The 20,358-nt window shown below is 42.2% G+C and carries 18 protein-coding genes, 1 tRNA gene and 1 other annotated feature; of the genes, 5 read left to right on the plus strand and 14 right to left on the minus strand.

What is annotated here, in order from left to right:
- Nucleotides 1–55: 55 nt before the first annotated feature.
- Nucleotides 56–343: a co-chaperone GroES gene (locus tag NQ536_RS07890; protein WP_015534141.1), complete on the minus strand. Its 288-nt coding sequence runs from the start codon at nt 341–343 to the stop codon at nt 56–58.
- 152 nt (nt 344–495) lie between these two features.
- On the minus strand, nt 496–1,371 hold the full coding sequence (locus tag NQ536_RS07895; protein ID WP_119202660.1) for a DNA-3-methyladenine glycosylase family protein: 876 nt from the start codon (nt 1,369–1,371) through the stop codon (nt 496–498).
- A 223-nt stretch (nt 1,372–1,594) separates the two neighbouring features.
- Here NQ536_RS07895 and NQ536_RS07900 point away from each other — a divergent pair, with 223 nt between their 5' ends.
- Entirely contained in the window at nt 1,595–2,314 is a 720-nt protein-coding gene (locus NQ536_RS07900; protein ID WP_004853954.1) for a DUF6062 family protein, read from the plus strand.
- Nucleotides 2,315–2,537: 223 nt separating this feature from the next.
- A complete protein-coding gene (locus tag NQ536_RS07905; protein WP_167530854.1) occupies nt 2,538–3,755 on the plus strand; it encodes an IS256 family transposase in 1,218 nt (405 codons plus the stop codon).
- Nucleotides 3,756–3,985: 230 nt separating this feature from the next.
- On the opposite strand, the gene NQ536_RS07910 is transcribed toward NQ536_RS07905, so the two are convergent.
- Together NQ536_RS07910 and NQ536_RS07915 are read right to left on the minus strand one after the other, a co-directional pair.
- A complete protein-coding gene (locus NQ536_RS07910) occupies nt 3,986–4,708 on the minus strand; it encodes a hypothetical protein (RefSeq protein ID WP_004853948.1) in 723 nt (240 codons plus the stop codon).
- Between the two features lie 129 nt (nt 4,709–4,837).
- Nucleotides 4,838–6,514: a glutamine--tRNA ligase/YqeY domain fusion protein gene (locus NQ536_RS07915; protein ID WP_004853947.1), complete on the minus strand. Its 1,677-nt coding sequence runs from the start codon at nt 6,512–6,514 to the stop codon at nt 4,838–4,840.
- 251 nt (nt 6,515–6,765) lie between these two features.
- Here NQ536_RS07915 and NQ536_RS07920 point away from each other — a divergent pair.
- Nucleotides 6,766–6,838, plus strand: a tRNA-Thr gene (locus tag NQ536_RS07920).
- A 73-nt stretch (nt 6,839–6,911) separates the two neighbouring features.
- On the opposite strand, the gene NQ536_RS07925 is transcribed toward NQ536_RS07920, so the two are convergent.
- Genes NQ536_RS07925 through cysS form a run of 4 tightly spaced genes read right to left on the minus strand, consistent with a single transcriptional unit; the run spans nt 6,912 to nt 10,178 of the window.
- Complete coding sequence (locus tag NQ536_RS07925; RefSeq protein ID WP_004853945.1) at nt 6,912–7,502, minus strand: sigma-70 family RNA polymerase sigma factor; 591 nt, start codon at nt 7,500–7,502, stop codon at nt 6,912–6,914.
- Between the two features lie 12 nt (nt 7,503–7,514).
- A complete protein-coding gene (gene rlmB, locus NQ536_RS07930; protein WP_022058312.1) occupies nt 7,515–8,297 on the minus strand; it encodes a 23S rRNA (guanosine(2251)-2'-O)-methyltransferase RlmB in 783 nt (260 codons plus the stop codon).
- Between the two features lies 1 nt (nt 8,298).
- Entirely contained in the window at nt 8,299–8,802 is a 504-nt protein-coding gene (locus NQ536_RS07935; RefSeq protein WP_004853942.1) for a Mini-ribonuclease 3, read from the minus strand.
- Nucleotides 8,787–10,178, minus strand: coding sequence for a cysteine--tRNA ligase (cysS, locus tag NQ536_RS07940; protein ID WP_004853940.1), 1,392 nt, complete (start codon nt 10,176–10,178; stop codon nt 8,787–8,789). The genes NQ536_RS07935 and cysS overlap by 16 nt, the downstream gene beginning before the upstream one ends.
- A 94-nt stretch (nt 10,179–10,272) precedes the next feature.
- Nucleotides 10,273–10,568 (minus strand) — a binding site (T-box leader).
- Between the two features lie 142 nt (nt 10,569–10,710).
- Here cysS and NQ536_RS07945 point away from each other — a divergent pair.
- Both NQ536_RS07945 and htpG read left to right on the plus strand, forming a co-directional pair.
- Nucleotides 10,711–11,208, plus strand: coding sequence for a DUF5721 family protein (locus NQ536_RS07945; protein ID WP_044998399.1), 498 nt, complete (start codon nt 10,711–10,713; stop codon nt 11,206–11,208).
- A 277-nt stretch (nt 11,209–11,485) separates the two neighbouring features.
- On the plus strand, nt 11,486–13,471 hold the full coding sequence (gene htpG / locus NQ536_RS07950; RefSeq protein ID WP_044998398.1) for a molecular chaperone HtpG: 1,986 nt from the start codon (nt 11,486–11,488) through the stop codon (nt 13,469–13,471).
- Between the two features lie 237 nt (nt 13,472–13,708).
- On the opposite strand, the gene NQ536_RS07955 is transcribed toward htpG, so the two are convergent.
- The 6 genes from NQ536_RS07955 to pyrF all read right to left on the minus strand — a co-directional run bounded on the left by NQ536_RS07955 (nt 13,709) and on the right by pyrF (nt 20,353).
- The gene (locus tag NQ536_RS07955) at nt 13,709–14,581 is read right to left on the minus strand and encodes a methionyl aminopeptidase (protein ID WP_004853934.1); all 873 of its coding nucleotides are present in this window, start codon (nt 14,579–14,581) and stop codon (nt 13,709–13,711) included.
- Nucleotides 14,582–14,681: 100 nt separating this feature from the next.
- The gene (locus NQ536_RS07960; RefSeq protein ID WP_155803905.1) at nt 14,682–16,817 is read right to left on the minus strand and encodes an LTA synthase family protein; all 2,136 of its coding nucleotides are present in this window, start codon (nt 16,815–16,817) and stop codon (nt 14,682–14,684) included.
- A 165-nt stretch (nt 16,818–16,982) separates the two neighbouring features.
- A complete protein-coding gene (gene pyrE / locus NQ536_RS07965; protein ID WP_004853930.1) occupies nt 16,983–17,657 on the minus strand; it encodes an orotate phosphoribosyltransferase in 675 nt (224 codons plus the stop codon).
- Between the two features lie 18 nt (nt 17,658–17,675).
- Entirely contained in the window at nt 17,676–18,578 is a 903-nt protein-coding gene (locus NQ536_RS07970; RefSeq protein WP_186814610.1) for a dihydroorotate dehydrogenase, read from the minus strand.
- An 11-nt stretch (nt 18,579–18,589) separates the two neighbouring features.
- Nucleotides 18,590–19,354, minus strand: coding sequence for a dihydroorotate dehydrogenase electron transfer subunit (locus NQ536_RS07975; protein WP_004853925.1), 765 nt, complete (start codon nt 19,352–19,354; stop codon nt 18,590–18,592).
- Between the two features lie 72 nt (nt 19,355–19,426).
- Nucleotides 19,427–20,353 (minus strand): orotidine-5'-phosphate decarboxylase, encoded by a 927-nt coding sequence (gene pyrF, locus NQ536_RS07980; protein WP_004853924.1) that lies wholly within the window; start codon nt 20,351–20,353, stop codon nt 19,427–19,429.
- Between the last annotated feature and the right edge of the window lie 5 nt (nt 20,354–20,358).

Here is a 20,358-nt window from a genome sequence, read left to right on the forward strand (position 1 = left end):
TCACAATATATGTTATATCCTTCTTACGTGTATCGGATCAGTCTCAAGAGATTGATTATTTCTCTACGATTGCAAGAATGCTGTCCTGCTTGATAACTATGTACTCCTCATCGTCAAGCTTTACCTCTGAGCCTGCGAACTTCTGATATATTACAGTATCTCCAACCTTAACATCCATAGGAACAAGCTTGCCATCAACAACTGCTCCAGGACCTACCTCAATAACCTCTGCATACTGTGGCTTTTCCTTTGCCTGACCTGGCAAAACTATTCCAGACTTTGTTGTCTCCTCTGCTACTGACTGCTTTAATACTACTCTGTCTCCAAGTGGTCTCAACTTCATGATATATACCTCCTGATTTCTTATTTTTCTATTACTCTTCTTTTCACCTTTGTTTTTAGCACTCATTTTATGTGAGTGCTAACACTGTTTTATATTCTATACATTTCTATAAAAAAATCAACCCTTATTTTCTAAAAAAATTATAAAACTGATTATTTGAATAGTGTTGTCCTTGCATAGTCGAACAGATACTGCTGTGCATATCCTCCAAGATCTCCGAATTTATTCACCGCAAATGCCTCTATGTCCTGTTTCTTTGTATCTTTTCCGTCAAAATACATCTGCTCCATTATCCTCTTCATCCACACATCCACAGGAAACGCTTCCCGTCTGCCAAGTCCGAACAACAGAACGCAGTTTGCAACCTTTTCCCCAACGCCCTTTATCGTCATTAACAGTTCCCTTGCCTGTGCTATGTCCAGCTCGTCCAGCTTCTCCTTTGTGACTGCACCTGAATACACTGCCTCCGTAGCATTTTTGATATACGGAGCCCGGAATCCCACTTTGCACTCCCTGAGTTCTTCCTCTGTTGCATCATGCAGCCTCTGAACATCCGGGAATACATAAAATGCCTCACCGTTATATCCTATGACTTCATCACCAAATCTATGCGATATATTTTTTACGCACTGCTTGATCTGCGGTATACTCTTATTCTGTGATACGATAAATGATATAAGTGTCTCAAAAAAATCCTGGTTTAATATGTGGATTCCACTCTTCTCATCAACAGCCGTCTTCAGTGCCCCATCTGCCTTTATAACACTTTGCTTAATAAGTCCATAATCATTGTCCATATCAAGATACAACTTCCATATTCCTTCATAATCCTCCATGGATGAACCATATATCCTGAGCACCTTGTCTGTCTGCTCCATCTTTACTGCTCTGCCAAATGCCACGACTTCATACACTTCTTCGTCAAGCTTATCAAAATGGAAACACTGACCGCACTCAAGTATCTGAGAGAGTGTAAAATCATTCACACCGTCTACTGTTACTATATTATTCTCACAACTTACTTTCATCTTCTGTACACCTGCCATTTCCTGTATCTAAAATCTCATGAATTGCACTATATCTTTATCTATCTTAAGCATACCGCGTATCAACCGTCTAATAATACTTATTTGTAAATTACCTTTATAAAACACACCAGACTATTGTATAATACACGTATATTATTTTCAACGTCACTTATATTATGGTAAACGGAAATAATTGCCTATATTTAAATTCACAGGAGGACTTATGGCAGAACAAATATATACCATTCCGGTAAACGATGCATTTGACAGTGAATGCGAATGTCCTATGTGCCAGATGCAAAAGGAACTTGAACGAAACGCAATCGAATACACTATGGGACCAAGCTATATGGAGGATGACAATCGCGCCATGACTGACAAGCTTGGATTCTGCAGTCATCACCTGAGACTTCTCTATCAAGAAAAGAACCGCCTGGGACTGGCTCTCATGATGAACACCCATATGAACAAAACTATCAAGGATATGAAGGAGCTTGCGGCTAAAGGTCCCGCGTCAAAGGCTGGTCTATTCGGCAAAAGCACTCCAAACGCCCCTATAGTCGACTACATCGATAATATGGAAAAAAGCTGCTTTATATGTGGGCGCATGGACAATATGTTCGTTAGATATGTGGACACTATCTTCCACATGTGGAAGAAGGACGCCGAATTCAGAGAGAAATTTGCGAGCTCTAAGGGATTTTGTACATATCACTATGGTATCCTCTACAAGACAGGTCAGAGCAAGCTGAGCAAAGAGCAATACAGCGAATTCATCAACGCTTTAAACAAAGTCTTCTTTGAGGGAATGGAGAGAGTGAACGAAGACATCAGCTGGTTCATCGACAAATTCGACTACAGATATAAGAATGAACCTTGGAAGAATTCCAAAGACTCCGTACAAAGAGGAATCATCAAAATGGGACATACATTTGTGGAATGATGGATAAATAATGCTGAATAAATAAAAATGGATAAATATAAAAATATCTGAAAATAACAGTTATAAAACAAAAGTAAAAAGTCATCTGCTCATGCTATCAATGACGAAACACGCGGGAGCATCCCAAAGTTTGTGTAAACCTCCAAACTGATGTAAGATAAAATTACTCAGTTTGGAGGTTATTTTTATGGCAAGAAGAAAAGACAGCCCACAAAAAGCAGCAATGAGAGAAATGATGCGTGATTATCTGAAGAATAATGATATCAGCATCAAAGACGGCACCGATGTAAACAGTATCATGCGTGACATGATGTCTGTCATTTTGGAAGGTGCTTTGGATGAAGAACTGGATGAAGAATTAGGATATTCCAAGTACGACTATCGAAACAAAGAAACAGACAATAGTAGAAATGGACATTCCAGCAAAACCATGCACACCAGTTATGGAGATATGGATGTGGCAATCCCAAGGGATCGTAATGGTGATTATGAACCACAGCTGATTAAAAAATATCAGAATACCGTAACTCAGGACATGGAAGAAAAAATACTTTCCATGTATGCCAAGGGAATGACAACTGGAGACATTGAATCCCACATGCGTGAATTATACGATATTGATATTTCTGACAGCACAATCAGCCGGATCACAGACAAAATCCTGCCGATTGTAAAAGAATGGCAGGAACGCCCTTTGGAAGAAGTGTATGCTGTAGTATTTATGGATGCAATCCACTATCACGTCCGCAGTGAAGGACGTATTGTAAAACGTGCGGTTTACATTGCCCTTGGTATCGATATGAATGGGAAAAAAGATGTTCTTGGAATGTATGTTGGAGAAAACGAAAGTGCGAAGTTCTGGCTTTCTATCATGAATGGATTAAAAAACAGAGGCGTTGAGGATATCCTGATTGCATGCGTTGATGGTTTAAATGGATTTCCACAGGCAATCGAGGCTGTTTATCCAAAAACAGAGATTCAGCAGTGTATCATCCATCAGATCCGTAATTCAACGAAGTTTGTTTCTTACAAAGATATCAAAAAACTGATGGCTGATCTGAAGCTTGTATATGCGGCTCCAACGGAAGAAACCGCTTTAAATGAACTGGAACTGTTCAAGGATAAATGGGATTCCAAGTACCCGAAAATCTATAAATCCTGGCATGATAACTGGGCAACACTGTCCACTTATTTCAAATATCCAGAGGCAGTAAGACGGCTGATTTATACCACAAATGCCATTGAAGGATTCAACCGCCAGCTCCGGAAAGTGACCAAAAGCAAAACGGTTTTTCCGTCGGATGACAGCCTTTTGAAAATGCTGTATCTGGCAACCATGGATATCACGAAAAAATGGACCGGACACAGGCAGGACTGGGGACAGATCCATTCCCAGCTTGAAATTTATTTTGAAGAACGTCTGGCGGGACGGAACCTGTAAAGCAGTCAATTTTAGGCAGGTTTTATTGACATGCCTAAAAACTACTGTATAATGCAGATATGGGCAGAATCCGGAAAATCGGCTCTGCCCATTTGTAACTATTCACAAATCTTATATCAGTTTTTAACGTTTACACAAAACTTGAAACGGTCTCAAACACGCCGCCATTGTCACATATGCAGATGACTTTTTTATGGTTTTATATTGTAATATTACTTGTCAGCTGACTATCAGCCGACTTTCCAAGACATGATACCGATACCATCTGTCAATGACGTTTTTCCGACATTCATATCATTTGCAGTATCTGAGTCAGCCGATATTACACTTTCTATCCTATTGACTACTCTATCGTCTATTCTGTTGCCTATTTCATTGTCTATTCCATGATGGTGCTTATATTTCTCATGCAGATATGCTCTATAATCTGCAAGGCGTCCCGTGAACACAGGTTTAAGCATAGTGCATTTTCCGAAATCTCCAGGCTTTACCAATCCCGGTTTCTTGTGGAATATATCAACTCCGGCATTTCTAAGTACTGCCGCTACGAATTGAGAACAAAAATAATTATATTCTCTGTCCATGGCTCTATGAAAAAATACACTGAACACTCCAAGGAAATTATAACCATATCGCTCAGGATGCTTCTTGAATCTTACCAATTCCCGCTGTATGTGGTCATATTGTCTTTTTGTCACATTGAGCTCGTACACTGTACATCTAGTTTCTTTATGCTTGCCAAATATACCCTTCTCTATATTCTCACTGATGAACCCACCGTTAAACGGGTTGTACATACCTCTTCTTGCAAAACTGTACATTTCATTGAGACTGATATCAAGAGCCAGAGATGTGTGACTATATGGTTCCCTGGTAAACAGCTTTATCAGATTTGATGGTATCGTCTCCGTCTTGGACAGAAGTATATATATCCTCTTGTAATCGTATTCCATAATTTCTTTCCAATCACATGTATTTGATACGCACGCCTCCCCTTAAGGCGTGTGCTCATCCCCACATATTTTCATATAATATCTGCAGATCAAAGTCAGTACTGCAGATTCTGTAATACATTGTATCTCTTACTTGCCTGGCTTGTATGAACTCTTGAGTGATACAATCCTGTTATACACAGGGTGCTCACTTGTCGAATCCTTTGAGTCAACACAGAAGAATCCATTTCTGAGGAACTGGAACGCCTCACCTGGCTGAGCATCCTCAAACGCCTTCTCAAGCTTACATCCCTGTTTGATGACAAGCGAATTTGGATTGAGGTTTAATGTACCGTCATCGTTGAGTTTTCCCTTCTCCTCGTCGATGATATTCTCGTACAGACGAACTTCAGCATCTATGGCACTCTCAGCTGATACCCAGTGTATGGTTCCCTTTACCTTACGGCCCTCAAAACCTGAGCCACTTCTTGTCTCAGGATCATATGTACAATGAATTGTTGTCACATTGCCATCCTCATCTTTCTCAAAGCCAACGCACTTTACAAAATATGCGTTCTTGAGGCGAACCTCATTGCCAGGGAAAAGTCTGAAATACTTCTTTGGTGGCTCCTCCATGAAGTCCTCTCTCTCTATATATAAATACTTGCTGAATGCAACCTTTCTGCTTCCAAGCTCCTCATTCTCCTGATTGTTCTCCACATCAAGATACTCAACCTGATCCTCAGGATAGTTGTCTATGACAAGCTTTACAGGGTCTACAACAGCCATGTATCTCTTTGCTGTGAGCTTTAAGTCATCACGCACACAATACTCAAGCATAGCATAGTCAACAGATGACTGGCTCTTTGATATTCCAACCAGCTCCATAAATTTCTTGATGGCAGATGGTGTAAATCCTCTTCTTCTGAGGGCAGCTATACTTACAAGACGTGGATCATCCCATCCATCAACTATTCCATCCTCAACGAGCTTCTTTATGTATCTCTTACCTGTTATTACATTTGTAAGGTAAAGCTTTGCAAACTCTATCTGCTTTGGTGTGCCGTCAGGTGAATCCTTGTAGCCAAGCTCCATAACAACCCAGTCATACAGAGGTCTGTGATCCTCGAACTCAAGTGTACATATGGAATGTGTAACACCCTCGATCGCATCCTCGATAGGATGGGCAAAATCATACATTGGATAGATGCACCACTTGTCGCCTGTATTGTGATGGTTCATTCTTGCTATTCTGTAGATGATCGGATCTCTCATGTTGATGTTAGGGCTTGCCATATCTATCTTCGCACGAAGTACCTTGCTTCCATCAGGGAACTCACCATTCTTCATCCTCTCAAACAGATCAAGATTCTCCTCGATACTTCTGTCTCTATATGGGCTGTTCTTACCAGGCTCTGTGAGTGTTCCCCTGTACTCTCTGATCTCATCCGGTGTGAGATCACACACATATGCCTTGCCCTTTTTGATAAGCTTTATCGCTGCCTCGTACATCTGATCAAAATAGTTAGATGCAAAGAACACTCGGTCACCAAAGTCTGCGCCAAGCCACTTCACATCTGCAAGTATGGACTCGACGAACTCTGTCTTCTCCTTTGTAGGGTTTGTGTCGTCAAATCTGAGATTGAACTGTCCGCCATACTGCTTTGCCAGACCGTAATTTAAAAGTATTGATTTGGCATGTCCTATATGTAAATATCCATTTGGCTCCGGTGGGAATCTGGTGACGATCTTCGGAACCTTTCCCTCAGCTATATCTTTCTCAATTATCTGTTCAATGAAATTCTTACCTGTCATCTCTTCAGCCATTTTATTGCCTCCCGCTTATAATATAAAGACGCATCAACATACGTGCGTACGGCGTCTGTATGTATCATATTTTCCCGTGTTTCAATAGTTTTTACCCTATTTTTGCACGCGATTATAATTATTTTACCATACTTTTGCCACTTGTACCACAATTATCTTTTGATTTGCAATAATTTTCACAACAAATACAAATATTCCGCTTGATTTTTCACATCTGTTTTGGTATAGTTATTATTGCTTTTGGAAAGCAAGCTACTATAGCTCAGGTGGTAGAGCGCAACATTGGTAATGTTGAGGTCACGGGTCCGACTCCCGTTAGTAGCTTTTATTTTTTTGCAAAAAAATGGAAACAGCTTCACGCTGTTCCCATTTTAGTTGAATCTCTTAATTTGTGTTTTTATATGTTTCTGAGTTTAGTTCGTATACGCTGTATCGCATTATCTATAGATTTTGCAGGTTTGCCCAGCTTTAAGCCAATCTCTTCATACGATGCCCCTGTCAAATATTCTTTCAAGACCATTATCTCCAGCTTTGACAGTTTCCTGTCTATGGTCTTTAATATATCTGACTCTCTAAGCCTTGCCATCATAATCTCTTCCGGATTGGTAATAACACCACTGTCCATTTCATCAAGCGGACTCATATATTCACTTTTTTCATCACCATATATTGATATGTAATGATTAAGCGGTGTATTTTTCTGGCTATTTGAACTGCTGACTGCTGTGAGCATCTGTCTTCTCACACACGTAAATGCAAAAGTTTTGAACGACGCTCCTCTATCCGGCTTATAATCATTTATCGCCTTTATCAGCCCTATCATACCTTCCTGTATAAGATCTTCTTCATCTGCTCCGATAATATAAAGGCTTCTGCTCTGCCTGGTCACCAGAGGGCCATATCTTTTTATAAGTGTCTCCATAGCCTCATTATTCTTTTCCGTTCCGATTAACTCAAGCAATTCATTATCTGATAAATCCGAATACATATAATGTTCCTCTTACTTACCCATTCTCTGCCTTACTACCTCGTAGGCCAGAACTCCCGCTGCAACAGATGCGTTAAGTGAATCGATATCCCCCTTCATAGGAACTGATACAACATAATCACACTTTTCTTTCACAAGTCTGCTCACACCATTTCCCTCGTTGCCAATAACAAGTCCGAGCGAACCCGTGAGATTGCATTTGTACATGAGCTCTCCATCCATGTCAGCACACGCAAACCACATACCACGCTCTTTAAGCTCCTCTATGGTCTTGCTGATATTTGTAACCTTAGCAACAGGTGTGTAGTTGATGGCACCTGCCGACGCCTTTACGACGGTGGCTGTTATACCGACTGCACGTCTCTTTGGAATTATGACTCCATGTGCACCACACAGATTTGCTGTTCTTATGATCGCACCGAGGTTATGTGGATCCTCTATCTCATCAAGTATGAAGAAAAATGGGTCCTCGCCCCTGCTCTCTGCAAGTGCAAACATATCCTCTATCTCAGCATACTTGTAGGCAGCAGCGTGGGCGATAACGCCCTGGTGTTTTCCCGCCTGTGACATCTGATTTAACTTATCCTTTGAGAGATAGTTTATCACTGTGTCCTGCTTCTTTGCCTCTCTGACTATGCTGTTCACCACGCCATCTCTGCATCCGTCAAGGACATACAGCTTATCTATAGTCTTTCCTGATCTGAAAGCCTCAAGCACTGCATTTCTTCCCTCTATGACAAATGCCTCCTCAGCATTTTCATTTACATCGTTGTTGTTCTCAAATTCTCTGCTCATATTACTCTCCATCCACCGTCACGGTGTCTTCTTCATATTTATCTGTCTCTGCAATTTTCTCTTTATTTTCGTCAGGTTCAGGCATTGACAGTATCAATTTGGTGATTTCAAACATTCTGTCATACTGCTTATCGAGATAAAGATATCCTATAAGGCACTCAAATCCGGTCGCCATACGGTACTGCCCCACCGTGGCATTCTTGGCTGTGGAATGTGTCTTTGTATTTCTTCCTCTCTTGTATATCCACTCTTCATCATCGGTGAGAAGTCCATTGTCTAGCAGATAAATGATATATCCCGCCTGTGCTTCAGCCTTAACCTTCTGGCTGACTTCTTTGTGATATTTGTATGCTTGCTTATTGTCCTTCGTGACCGCAAGTGTCTTTATGAGAAGATCAAACACACTGTCGCCTATATATGCCAGGGACAGCGGCGAATACTCTCTGGGATTGGTATACGTCACTCCTAGTATCTCAGTAAAATAGCTGTCTATGCTCTTTTCCATTTTACGCCCTCTCTTGTATCCTCAAGGATGATTCCCATGCTGCTTAGCTGATCACGGATCTCATCTGCTCTTGCAAAGTTCTTTGCCTTTCTTGCCGCCTGTCTCTCCTCGATAAGAGCCTCTATATCAGAATCAAGAATCTCCTCTTTCTTCTCGGTGATGATACCAAGTATGTCACAGAGTTTTTCTATGGTATTAAGTACAAGCTCCACTGTAGCCTTTGATGACTCCTCAGTCACATTTACATTTGCATACTTTACAAGCTCGAATATAACTGATATTGCATCCGCAGTGTTGAGATCATCATCCATGGCATCCTCATACTTCTTAACAAATGCATCCATCTCATCAGCCACTGACTTATCCACATCACCATCTATACCGTTTATTGACTTCAGTCTATCTACTGCTGTGAGTATTCTCTCAAGACCGTTCTTTGATGCCTCGACAAGCTCCGCCGAAAAGTTGAGAGGACTTCTGTAGTGTGCTGACAGCATAAAGAATCTGATGACCTGAAGAGGATACTTCTCGGCAATCTCCCTGACTGTGAAGAAGTTGCCAAGAGACTTGGACATCTTCTCATTGTTGATCTTGAGGAAACCGTTGTGCATCCAGTATCTTGCAAATTCTGTGCCATTTGCTGCCTCACTCTGGGCTATCTCGTTCTCATGGTGTGGGAATATAAGATCCTCACCACCGGCATGTATATCTATGACATCACCGATATACTTCTTGGACATAACAGAGCACTCAAGATGCCAGCCAGGTCTTCCGTCACCCCATGGTGATGGCCATGAAGGCTCTCCCTCTTTCTTTGGTTTCCAGAGAACGAAATCGAGTGGATCTTCCTTCTCATCAATTCCGGATACGAGAAGATCTCTGTTGCCTGAACGAAGATCGTCTATGTTCTTCTTTGAAAGCTTGCCATAGTCCTTGAACTTTCTTGTTCTGAAATATACTGTTCCATTCACCTCATATGCATAGTCCTTCTCTATAAGAGTCTTGACCATCTCTATCATATCAGGTATCTCTTCGGTAGCCTTTGGATGTGTCGTCGCCTCGCGGACATTGAGCGCAGCCATGTCTTTCTTGACCTCTGCAATATATCTCTCAGATATAACACTGGCATCCACACCCTCTGCATTTGCGCGCTTGATGATCTTGTCGTCAACGTCTGTGAAGTTTGATACATAATTGACCTCATATCCCTTGTACTCAAGATATCTCCTGAGAGTGTCAAACACTATCATAGGTCTGGCATTTCCTATATGAATATAGTCATACACCGTAGGTCCACATACATATATTCCGACCTTTCCCTCATTGATCGGCTTAAACTCTTCTTTTCTTCTCGTGAGTGTGTTTAAAATCTTCATAAAATATATCGTCCTTTCTATAATAATTAATACTCAATGACCAATACCATCTGTATACAAAAAACTTCGTCTCAATACACATACATATTATGCATATAGAGACGAAGTATCAATTCACGTATATTGTATTACGTATATTCTCCGCGGTTCCACTCTAATTGAATATACTCTGATATGGCATTCCACATATCAGCATATGATTCCACTTTTACGGGTGTAACGTCCCTTGCACGTGCCGGAATACTATAATTAGAAGTATTATTAAAATCAATTCCTCCGGCAGGCTCCCAAGTGCACTTCACCCCATCTCCGATAACCATGCTCGCAACCGATGGCACAGTCTCTCTGAATCTTCTGAATGTGGCTACTCTCCCTGTTCACAGCCTTTCGCATTTAGTATATGTGGGTGGGTGTTGTTTGTCAACAACTTCATTTTCCTCCATTGCTTTTTCCATTGCTTTTCCCATCTTTTCTGTTATACTTTTATATAGTTATAAACTTTATTACCTCGGCACCGAACAGGAGAATTTTGATGTTAGATATTACGATTACAGAGACACGGGACTTTGTCAAGAAACTTCTCATGGAAAATACATTTGACCACTTTCTCACCATGGAGGCATTTGTAAGAAGTGGCATCACATACAGCTTTGACGGAAGAATAAACAAAGACTTCTATGATAAGGAAGAACTCGAGGCAATGGCTTCGACATCATATACGACATGGGAAAATCTCAGGACTCATGTATACAATGTGATCCGCGGGAAAAAGCTCCCTCTGAGTTTCAAGATCGTACTGGTGCTCTCACAGTCTGATATAATGGATATGCTTGAGAAGAATCACCTCACAATCCCCGTTTCTGACGTTGCCAACCTCACACTCAATATATATTATGATGGAATGAGCATCCAGCTAACGTCCATGGCAACCCAGAACATTTTTACCATGGACAAAACTCTTGAACTCGTATGGGACGCAGAGATACGGGAGTTTCTGAAGAAAGCCGGCATATATTTTACCGACAACTAATCAATGTATTTATGAATATATTAAGGAAGTCTGAGTTTTTATATGCTCAGACTTTTTTGTTCTCACGGGCAGTAGTCAAAGGAAGTATTGCGCAAAAGTCTTGTTAGCACTCATTATATTTGAGTGCTAATTTTTTCTTGACTTTAGTAACGGGCTGATTTATCATATCTCTTAGCTTGATGTGTCAGTGTATCTTTCATACATATATGAACAGGAACACGATACGGGGATGACACATCTTTATTCTAGAAAATTATTTATAGGAGATGTATACAATATGAAGAACGGTAATTTATCAATCAATAGTGAGAACATTTTCCCTGTCATCAAGAAATGGCTTTATTCAGACCATGACATATTTGTCAGGGAGCTTATATCAAATGGCTGCGATGCCGTAACAAAGCTTAAAAAGCTGTCACTCATGGGCGAATTTGACGAGCCAGATGAGCCTTACCGCATCGATGTGACCACAAGTGCCAACGACAAGACCATAACCTTCACTGATAACGGTATCGGTATGACAGAGGAAGAGGTCGAGAAATATATCAACCAGATCGCATTCTCAGGGGCTGAAGCCTTCCTTGAGCAGTATAAGGATAAGGCGACTGAGGAGCAGATCATCGGACATTTTGGACTTGGTTTCTATTCAGCATTCATGGTTGCCGACAAGGTAACAATTGAGACAAAGTCATATAAGGGAGACGAAGACGCTGTCTACTGGGAGTGCAAGGATGGTCTTGAGTACTCCATGAAGAAGAGTCTCAGAACAGAGCGTGGTACCACTATCACTCTTTATCTGAATGAGGACAGCTATGAATTTGCAAATGAATACAGAATCAAGGAAGTTATAGACAAGTACTGTTCGTTCATGCCTGTTGAGATATACTACACCAACGCTGACGCTCCAAAGGAGAATCCTAAGGATGCAACTGTTGATGTAGACGCAAAGGAAGTCGATGAAAAAACAAACGATGCTGAAAACAGCACAGACAACAAGACCACTGATGCGGAGGCTTCAGCTGATGACACCAAAGATAAAAAGGACGGAGAAAAGCCTGAGGCTCCTAAGCCTCTCAACACCACTACCCCACTGTGGGCTAAACATCCAAATGACTGTACAGATGAGGAGTACAAGGAATTTTACAGAAAGGTATTTCACGATTATAAGGAGCCTCTGTTCTGGATACATTTGAACATGGATTACCCATTCAACCTGAAAGGAATCCTTTACTTCCCTAAGATCAACACACAATATGATAACCTTGAGGGAACCATCAAACTTTACAATAACCAGGTATTTGTCGCTGATAACATCAAGGAAGTTATTCCTGAGTTCCTCATGCTGTTAAAGGGATGTATCGACTGTCCTGACCTCCCTCTGAACGTATCACGTAGTGCACTTCAGAACGATGGATTTGTCAAGAAGATATCCGATTACATCACCAAGAAGGTTGCTGACAAACTCTCAGGCATGTACAAGGTACACAGAGAAGACTACGAGAAGTACTGGGATGACATCAATCCATTTATCAAGTTTGGCTGCCTGAAAGATCTCAAATTCCTCGACAAGATGAAGGACTACTGCATCTACAAGAACCTTGAAGGCAAATATATCACACTTCCTGAGTATCTTGAGGCAGGAAAAGAAAAGTATGAGAACAAGGTATTCTATGTAACTGACGAGCAGGCTCAGTCACAGTATATCAACATGTTCAAGAGCGAAGGAATGGATGCCCTGATCATGACTCAGACCATAGACAGTCCATTTATCACAATGCTTGAGCAGAAGAATGAGAACGTTCACTTCTACAGAATAGATGCAGAGCTCTCTGACAACTTCGTTGGTGAAGAACTCTCTGAAGAGACTGCAAAGGAATACAAAGATAAACTCACTGCTACATTTGAGAAGGCTCTTGATATGAAGAACCTCAACGTAAAAGTTGAGTCTCTCAAAGATGAGAATACATCTTCTATCCTCACACAACCTGAGGAGACAAGACGTATGCAGGAAATGATGAAGATGTACGGAATGGCAGGCATGGATCCTTCAATGTTCGGTCAGGGCGAGGGCGAAACTCTCATACTGAACAGCAATAACAAGCTTGTAAAGTATGTACTTGACAATCCTGACGGAGAGAACACAGCAACAATCTGCTGCCAGCTGTATGATCTGGCTGTACTTGCCAACCGTCCGCTGTCAGCTGATGCGATGACAAAGTTCATAGCAAGGAGCAATGAGATACTTTCAATCCTTACCAAGTAATAATGACAGGTAGCCCCAATAGAGGGATAAAATATGATCCATAATAATAAAAGCAGCCAATCGGTAATGCAGACGACTGAACTTTGACGTTTCTATGCTAAGGCGAAGCGCGCAACGCCCTTATAGCACGCGTGAGCCGCATGCATATAGAAACCAGTCAAAGTAAAGGTAGTCAAATGTGATTGGCTGCTTTATTTTATGGATATTTATCCCCATTGGGGCTATCGTTCATACTCTTTAGTGTGCCAGTATCTCTACTCCGTGATCAGTCATAACCAGTGTATACTCCCACTGTGCAGATGGTGATCCATCCTCTGTATATATGGTCCATCCGTCGTCAGCATCCTGATATACATCAGGGCCACCAAGATTGATCATAGGCTCGATAGTGAACACCATACCCGGGGCAAGCACATAATCTTTGCCAGGCTGTCCTATATGGCATACATACGGATCCTCATGTATAGCAAGACCAACTCCGTGACCTCCTATCTCCCTTACAACTGAGTATCCCTGCTCCTGTGCAAATTTGTTAATGGCATATCCTATATCGCCTATAGTAACATAAGGCTTGCCGCAGACCTCCACACCTATATCAAGTGCCCTCTTTGTATCCTCGACAAGTTTCTTCCATGCCGGATCAACATCGCCCAGCATGAACATTCTGGATGAGTCTCCAAAATATCCGTTGTACTCTGTTGTACAGTCTATATTGACAATATCTCCATCCTGAAGAATGATATCGTCACTTGGAATACCGTGACACACCACATCATTTACAGATATACATACACTCTTTGGATATCCTTCATATCCAAGACATGCAGGAATCGCATTTATAGACTTGGTATAGTTGTAGATGAGATCATCAAGCTCTCTTGTCGACACACCGATCTTTACAAATGGAGTAATATAGTCGAGCACATCTGTATTGATCTTTGATGCAATTCTTATCCCCTCTATCTGCTCTGAGTTCTTGATCATCTTGTGGGTTGGAATCTTGAAGCCTCTGTTCTTCATGTCCTCAAGCTTCTCATCCAGTGCCAGATGACACGCCTTATATTTCTTTCCACTGCCACACCAGCACATGTCATTTCTTCCAAGTTTCATAACTAACCTCTTTCCTATTATCTACATTTTATGTTTCATATCCACAAGTAAATATAATACATTTTGGAGAGAACTTCTACATTTTATGTGATAAATATTGTCATTTGCCAAGATACTCAGCAACATAGCTATAATATCCTGTCTCCGTTATATTGTCCGCTGCGGTAAATTTATCTGCAACATAGAGCTGCATAGCATCAAACGTCTCATCCGAGACATCCCCCACAATCGTACCAAGTGCGGCATTGTACTCATATGTATCAGTCACATAACTGCGGTCAGGGAACAGAACAAGCCCCGCGCTGTCCGACAAAATATCCCTGCCGATTATGAGTCTTGAATCATATTCTGCCCCCATAAGATTAAGCAGCGTTGGAAGAATATCTATACTGCTGCAGACCTTGTTTACCATCACAGGCTTTTCCATGGCCCCCGACCATATGACAAGCCTGCTTCTGTATGCATCCAGACTGTAGCCAAATTCCTGTCCAGCCAGTTCGTCTACAACTTCCATATTGTCGTATGGAACATGATCTCCCGCCAGCACTATGACCGTTTTGTCCAAAAGATTTTTCTTTTCAAGACGTTCCACTATCCCCTCAAGCATCTTCTCCATCTCATACTGTGACGCCAGATATGCCTTTGTCGTATCCGAATAGTTCAGGTCAGACACAACGTCTTTATTCTTCTCTGACATGGCATTAGCCGCACCGTACCCATAAGGCACATGTCCGCTCACCGTCAGATAATACAGATGGAATGGCTGATCGTTTGTATATTTGTCAAATGTCTCCTCCATCATTACTAGATCAGACTGAGGCCAGATGTCCTGTCCATATTCATCAGTCTGATATTCAAGCCCATTGCCACTGGCTATCCACTCATAGCCAAGCGCGGGATGTGTTATATTCCTGTCATAATATGTATAGTCATTGTCATGGAATCCATAACAGCTATACCCCATGCGCTTCAAAGTGTTTGCCAGAGAAAAGTACATGCCATTTTCGTTGTCGGCGGCCCTGCACATGCTGAGATATGCTCCGTTCTTTGTCGGACTTCCCATCAGATTTGCATACTCCCCGCCGAGGGTCGAGCCGTACCACAAAGGCTGATAGTAACTATCAAACACAAACCCTTCATCAGCAAGCTTTGATAATGTAGGGAACAGCCCGGATTCAAGTGCATATCCCGTGAATCCCTCAGCGGTTATCCATATGACATTATATCCCTCAAACATGCCCGTATACTCATTCTTCTTTGTCGGCGTTACATTTTCAAAATACTCACTCAGAGAGGCAACTGCATCGCTGCCAGAAAGCTCATTTATAGCTTCAAAATCGAGATCAAGCATATTTGGAGATGTGTCAACCGGAACCTCGGTTGTCGCCTCCGTGGTCGATACACTCTTATCTCCGGATGTATCTGTATCTTCATCAACATTTTTATATGTATTTGGCTCTTTTGTATCTGAAGCATCTGGGATATTTTCTGATGTTTTTCCTCCTTCAAGAGGATCGACCACACTGTCCATTCCTGCGGAAGCAAAACTTATCTGGCCTTTATCCGATCCGCTTGTCACTGATGCCCTTACATCTACTACAAAGCTCTCCATTACACCGAGCTTCTCCACCGCCAGATCAACAGATGTATACTGGCTGTATATCTTGTATGGACTATATACATCTGAATCAACAGCCCACATAACCATGATCGTTGCAATATACACCACCGCAACAATACCTGTTCCTATTAGATTAGTCCACCATCTGCGCCTGTCAAATGCCATTATCGTCCATATCAGAATTATCGCTATAATAACAGGGATAACCATTAGGATTATATCGGATATCTGCGCTTTCATATTAGATATGACCGTATCCGCATTATCTGCCGCCTGATTGCCAAACCGTATCGTACCCATGACCGACAGATAATTGTTGAACACCGAGTGGTATATATACTGTGCAACAAATAAGATTCCAATAAAAAGTGTGAGCACAGTGGCTATTATCTTGTCAACTATGACCGGAAATACATTTGTGATAATTCCGCATACACCCCCGCCGACAAGGGCAAATATGATTATCTGCACAATATTTCCATCGCCGATACCAAAATTCAATTCATGGAACAAAAGCTCATAATACAACAATATGGCTGTAAATAAAATCCAGCCAGACCATTTCCCGAGATAATACCTCAGATCACCAAGCGCCGCCTTGCAATGATTTATCATATACTTCTCCATAATCCGCAAAATCCGTAAAAGATCCTTAAAGTAAACCGTATTGTATGTTATCTAAACAAAAATAAAGATGCAGCCCAATTATGACCACACCTTTATTTTATATATTATCCCAAGATATTTTACAATATTTTAAGGATTAATATGCCGAATTTTTTATTTTACGCCATACTGATCGTAATATGCATCTATGGCAGCCTTCAATGTGTCATCTATGATGACTCTGCCCTTGTACTCCTTATTATACAGATGCTCAACAACCTCTGCCATGGTTACAATGGCGGTTGTCTTGATTCCATAATTCTCCTCGATCTCAGTGAGAGCACTCTTCTCTCCCTGACCTCTCTCCATTCTGTCTACAGAAACAACAAGTCCCATAACATCCACATCGCCCTGTGCCTTGATGATAGGAAGTGTCTCCTGAATGGATGTTCCGGCCGTTGTGACATCCTCTATGATAACAACCTTATCTCCATCCTGTATAGGACTTCCAAGAAGGATTCCCTTATCTCCGTGATCCTTTATCTCTTTTCTGTTTGAACAATACTTGATGTCCTCGTCATACATCTCCGCGATGGACATAGTAGTTGCAACTGTAAGAGGGATTCCCTTGTATGCAGGTCCAAATAATACATCAAAATCAAGTCCGAACTCAGCGTTGATAGCCTCTGCATAGTACTCACCAAGTCTCTTGAGCTGTGCTCCTGTTCTGTAGAAACCTGTATTTACAAAAAATGGTGTCTTTCTGCCACTCTTGGTAACGAAATCTCCAAACTTGAGCACGTTACAATCGATCATAAACTCAATAAATTCCTTCTTATACTGTTCCATAGTTCTCTGATCCTCCTTTTATTTAACACATCCAATCAACTCATGTATATCGCTGATGGAATTCTTCTTCATATACTCCTCTATGCCTTTGATTATCTCAACTGTCGCATATGGGTTGTGGAAATTCGCTGTACCAACAGCAACCGCACTTGCTCCAACCATGATCATCTCAAGGGCATCCTCAGTTGTTGCAACACCGCCCATTCCGATGATCGGAAGCTTTATCGCATTTGCTACCTGATATACCATACGCACTGCTATCGGGTGGATCGCAGGGCCTGACACACCAGCTGTCTTATTTGCCACAGCAAATGTTCTTCTGTTCACATCTATCTTCATACCTGTCAGTGTGTTGATAAGTGATACCGCATCAGCACCGCCTGCCTCAGCCGCCCTTGCCATCTCGGTTATATCTGTGACATTTGGGCTGAGCTTCATGATGATAGGCTGCTTTGCCGCTGCCTTAACCGCCTTTGTTATATCATAGAGAGCATCCGGCTGCTGACCAAATGCGATTCCGCCCTCTTTGACATTCGGACATGACACGTTGATCTCAAGCAGATCCACGTCACAGTCGCCAAGCTTTTCCACGCAGTCCACGTAGTCTTCCTTGGACTTTCCACACACATTGACGATTATCTTCGTATCATAATCTCTGAGGAATAGAATATCCCTCTTCTTGAACACATCTATTCCTGGGTTCTGAAGTCCTATGGCATTCATCATTCCGCCGTATGTCTCCGCTATACGAGGTGTAGGATTGCCCGGCCAAGGCACATTTGCCACACCCTTGGTGGTCACTGCACCGAGCTGTGAAAGATCCACAAACTCACTGTACTCCATACCTGAGCCAAATGTTCCTGATGCAACTGTTATCGGGTTCTTGAGAGTAACACCTGCTATATCCACTGACATATTGATCTTATCTGACATTACAGCTCCACCTCCTCTGCATAGAATACAGGACCGTCCTTGCATATCCTTCTGTTATGCACCTGTGAGTGCTCGTCTATATCCTTAGTCTTGCATACACAGGCAAGACATGCGCCCACACCGCACGCCATCTTCTCCTCCATGGATATCTGACACTCAATGCCCTTCTCCATGGCGTAAGCCTTGATTCCACGAAGCATAGGAGTCGGACCACACGCATATATGACAGCACCGTCCACGCCGTATTCCTTTATGGCATCTATTACATTGCCCTTCACACCGTGCTGTCCATCCTCGGATGACATGTACACGTGTGCGTACGGCTCAAACTCTTCGTTAAGAAAGATTTCGTCCCTGTATCCGAGTACAACCGACTTCTCGCAATCAAGCTCCTTTGCAAGCTGAAGCATAGGTGGGATTCCTATACCACCACCTATCAGGATCGCCTTCTTGTCTGACTTCATGAAACCATTTCCAAGAGGTCCCAATATATCCACGGTATCGCCTGCCACAAGCTGTGAGAACTCCTTTGTTCCAAATCCAACCACTCTGTACACAAGACGGAGTGTTCCCACCTCTCTGTCTATTCCGCAGAGGCTGATAGGTCTCGGGAGCATCTTACTGCCATCATGAGTGTACACAGACACAAACTGTCCCGCTATAGCCTGTGCAGCTATATCAGGCGCTTCTAGTACCAGGCTGTATACGTCAGTGGCAAGTGTCTCCTGGCTGACCACCTTTGCTGTCATCTTAAGTTTGCCCATAGTCTTCCTCCATCATCTCTTTATTATCAGTGTACGGCGGACTACATTGATCCGCCAAACACATTCTGCTTTTTACGCGTCAAGTGCGCCGTTGATATCCTCTATCATGTCAACTACTGCCTGTCTTGAAGCATCAGCGTAGTTCTCTGCACCAAACTGTGCATACTTGTCCTGCTTATAAGCTGCAATGATTCCTCTTGATGAATTGACGATCGCACCAAGTCTGTCTTCATTGAAGTAGTGTACAAGGTCTGCAGCCTTACCGCCCTGTGCTCCATAACCAGGTACAAGGATAAATGACTTTGGCATAACCTTTCTGAGCACCTTGCCCATCTCAGGGTATGTTGCACCGACAACAGCTCCAACTGCTGAGTAACCGGACTCGCCTATGACATCACTGCCCCACTTGTCAACCATCTCTCCGACTATCTCATAGAGTGGACGTCCATCAACAAGTCTGTCCTGGAACTCACCTGATGATGGATTGGATGTCTTGACGAGAACAAATATACCCTTGTTCTCCTCCTTGCACACATCCACAAATGGCTTGATTCCGTCTGTTCCAAGATATGGATTTACTGTGATGAAATCCTCATCAAATCCGGCGTATGTCTTGCTTCCAACCTGTACCTTGCCGATATGTCCAACCGCATATGCTGTTGATGTTGAACCTATATCGCCTCTCTTTATATCTCCGATAACGACAAGTCCCTTCTCCTTGCAGTAATCAACTGTCTTCTTGAAAGCCTTGAGTCCTTCGATTCCGAACTGCTCGTACATAGCTATCTGTGGCTTAACCGCAGGAATGAGGTCATATGTTGCATCAACTATTCCCTTGTTGAACTGCCATATAGCCTCAGCAGCACCCTCGAGTGTCTCTCCATACTCTGCAAATGCAGCCTTCTGGATATGCTCTGGAACATAATTCAGCATTGGATCAAGTCCAACTACTATAGGTGCATTTGTCTTCTGAATGTTTTTCACTAACTTGTCTATCATGATAT

Origin of the sequence: Coprococcus eutactus, assembly GCF_025149915.1 — a bacterium.
GTDB lineage: Bacteria > Bacillota > Clostridia > Lachnospirales > Lachnospiraceae > Coprococcus > Coprococcus eutactus.

Bases quoted from the DNA above. Each gene is read 5' to 3' on its own strand.
- NQ536_RS07900 (WP_004853954.1), top strand. From the start codon at position 1,595: ATGGCAGAACAAATATATACCATTCCGGTAAACGATGCATTTGACAGT.
- NQ536_RS07895 (WP_119202660.1), bottom strand. From the start codon at position 1,371: ATGAAAGTAAGTTGTGAGAATAATATAGTAACAGTAGACGGTGTGAAT.
- pyrE (WP_004853930.1), bottom strand. From the start codon at position 17,657: ATGGAACAGTATAAGAAGGAATTTATTGAGTTTATGATCGATTGTAAC.
- NQ536_RS07955 (WP_004853934.1), bottom strand. From the start codon at position 14,581: ATGAAACTTGGAAGAAATGACATGTGCTGGTGTGGCAGTGGAAAGAAA.
- pyrF (WP_004853924.1), bottom strand. From the start codon at position 20,353: ATGATAGACAAGTTAGTGAAAAACATTCAGAAGACAAATGCACCTATA.
- NQ536_RS07925 (WP_004853945.1), bottom strand. From the start codon at position 7,502: ATGTATTCGGATTTATCAGATAATGAATTGCTTGAGTTAATCGGAACG.
- NQ536_RS07945 (WP_044998399.1), top strand. From the start codon at position 10,711: ATGTTAGATATTACGATTACAGAGACACGGGACTTTGTCAAGAAACTT.
- NQ536_RS07935 (WP_004853942.1), bottom strand. From the start codon at position 8,802: ATGGAAAAGAGCATAGACAGCTATTTTACTGAGATACTAGGAGTGACG.
- htpG (WP_044998398.1), top strand. From the start codon at position 11,486: ATGAAGAACGGTAATTTATCAATCAATAGTGAGAACATTTTCCCTGTC.
- NQ536_RS07890 (WP_015534141.1), bottom strand. From the start codon at position 343: ATGAAGTTGAGACCACTTGGAGACAGAGTAGTATTAAAGCAGTCAGTA.
- cysS (WP_004853940.1), bottom strand. From the start codon at position 10,178: ATGAAGATTTTAAACACACTCACGAGAAGAAAAGAAGAGTTTAAGCCG.
- NQ536_RS07915 (WP_004853947.1), bottom strand. From the start codon at position 6,514: ATGGCTGAAGAGATGACAGGTAAGAATTTCATTGAACAGATAATTGAG.
- NQ536_RS07960 (WP_155803905.1), bottom strand. From the start codon at position 16,817: ATGATAAATCATTGCAAGGCGGCGCTTGGTGATCTGAGGTATTATCTC.
- NQ536_RS07910 (WP_004853948.1), bottom strand. From the start codon at position 4,708: ATGGAATACGATTACAAGAGGATATATATACTTCTGTCCAAGACGGAG.
- NQ536_RS07905 (WP_167530854.1), top strand. From the start codon at position 2,538: ATGAGAGAAATGATGCGTGATTATCTGAAGAATAATGATATCAGCATC.
- rlmB (WP_022058312.1), bottom strand. From the start codon at position 8,297: ATGAGCAGAGAATTTGAGAACAACAACGATGTAAATGAAAATGCTGAG.
- NQ536_RS07975 (WP_004853925.1), bottom strand. From the start codon at position 19,354: ATGGGCAAACTTAAGATGACAGCAAAGGTGGTCAGCCAGGAGACACTT.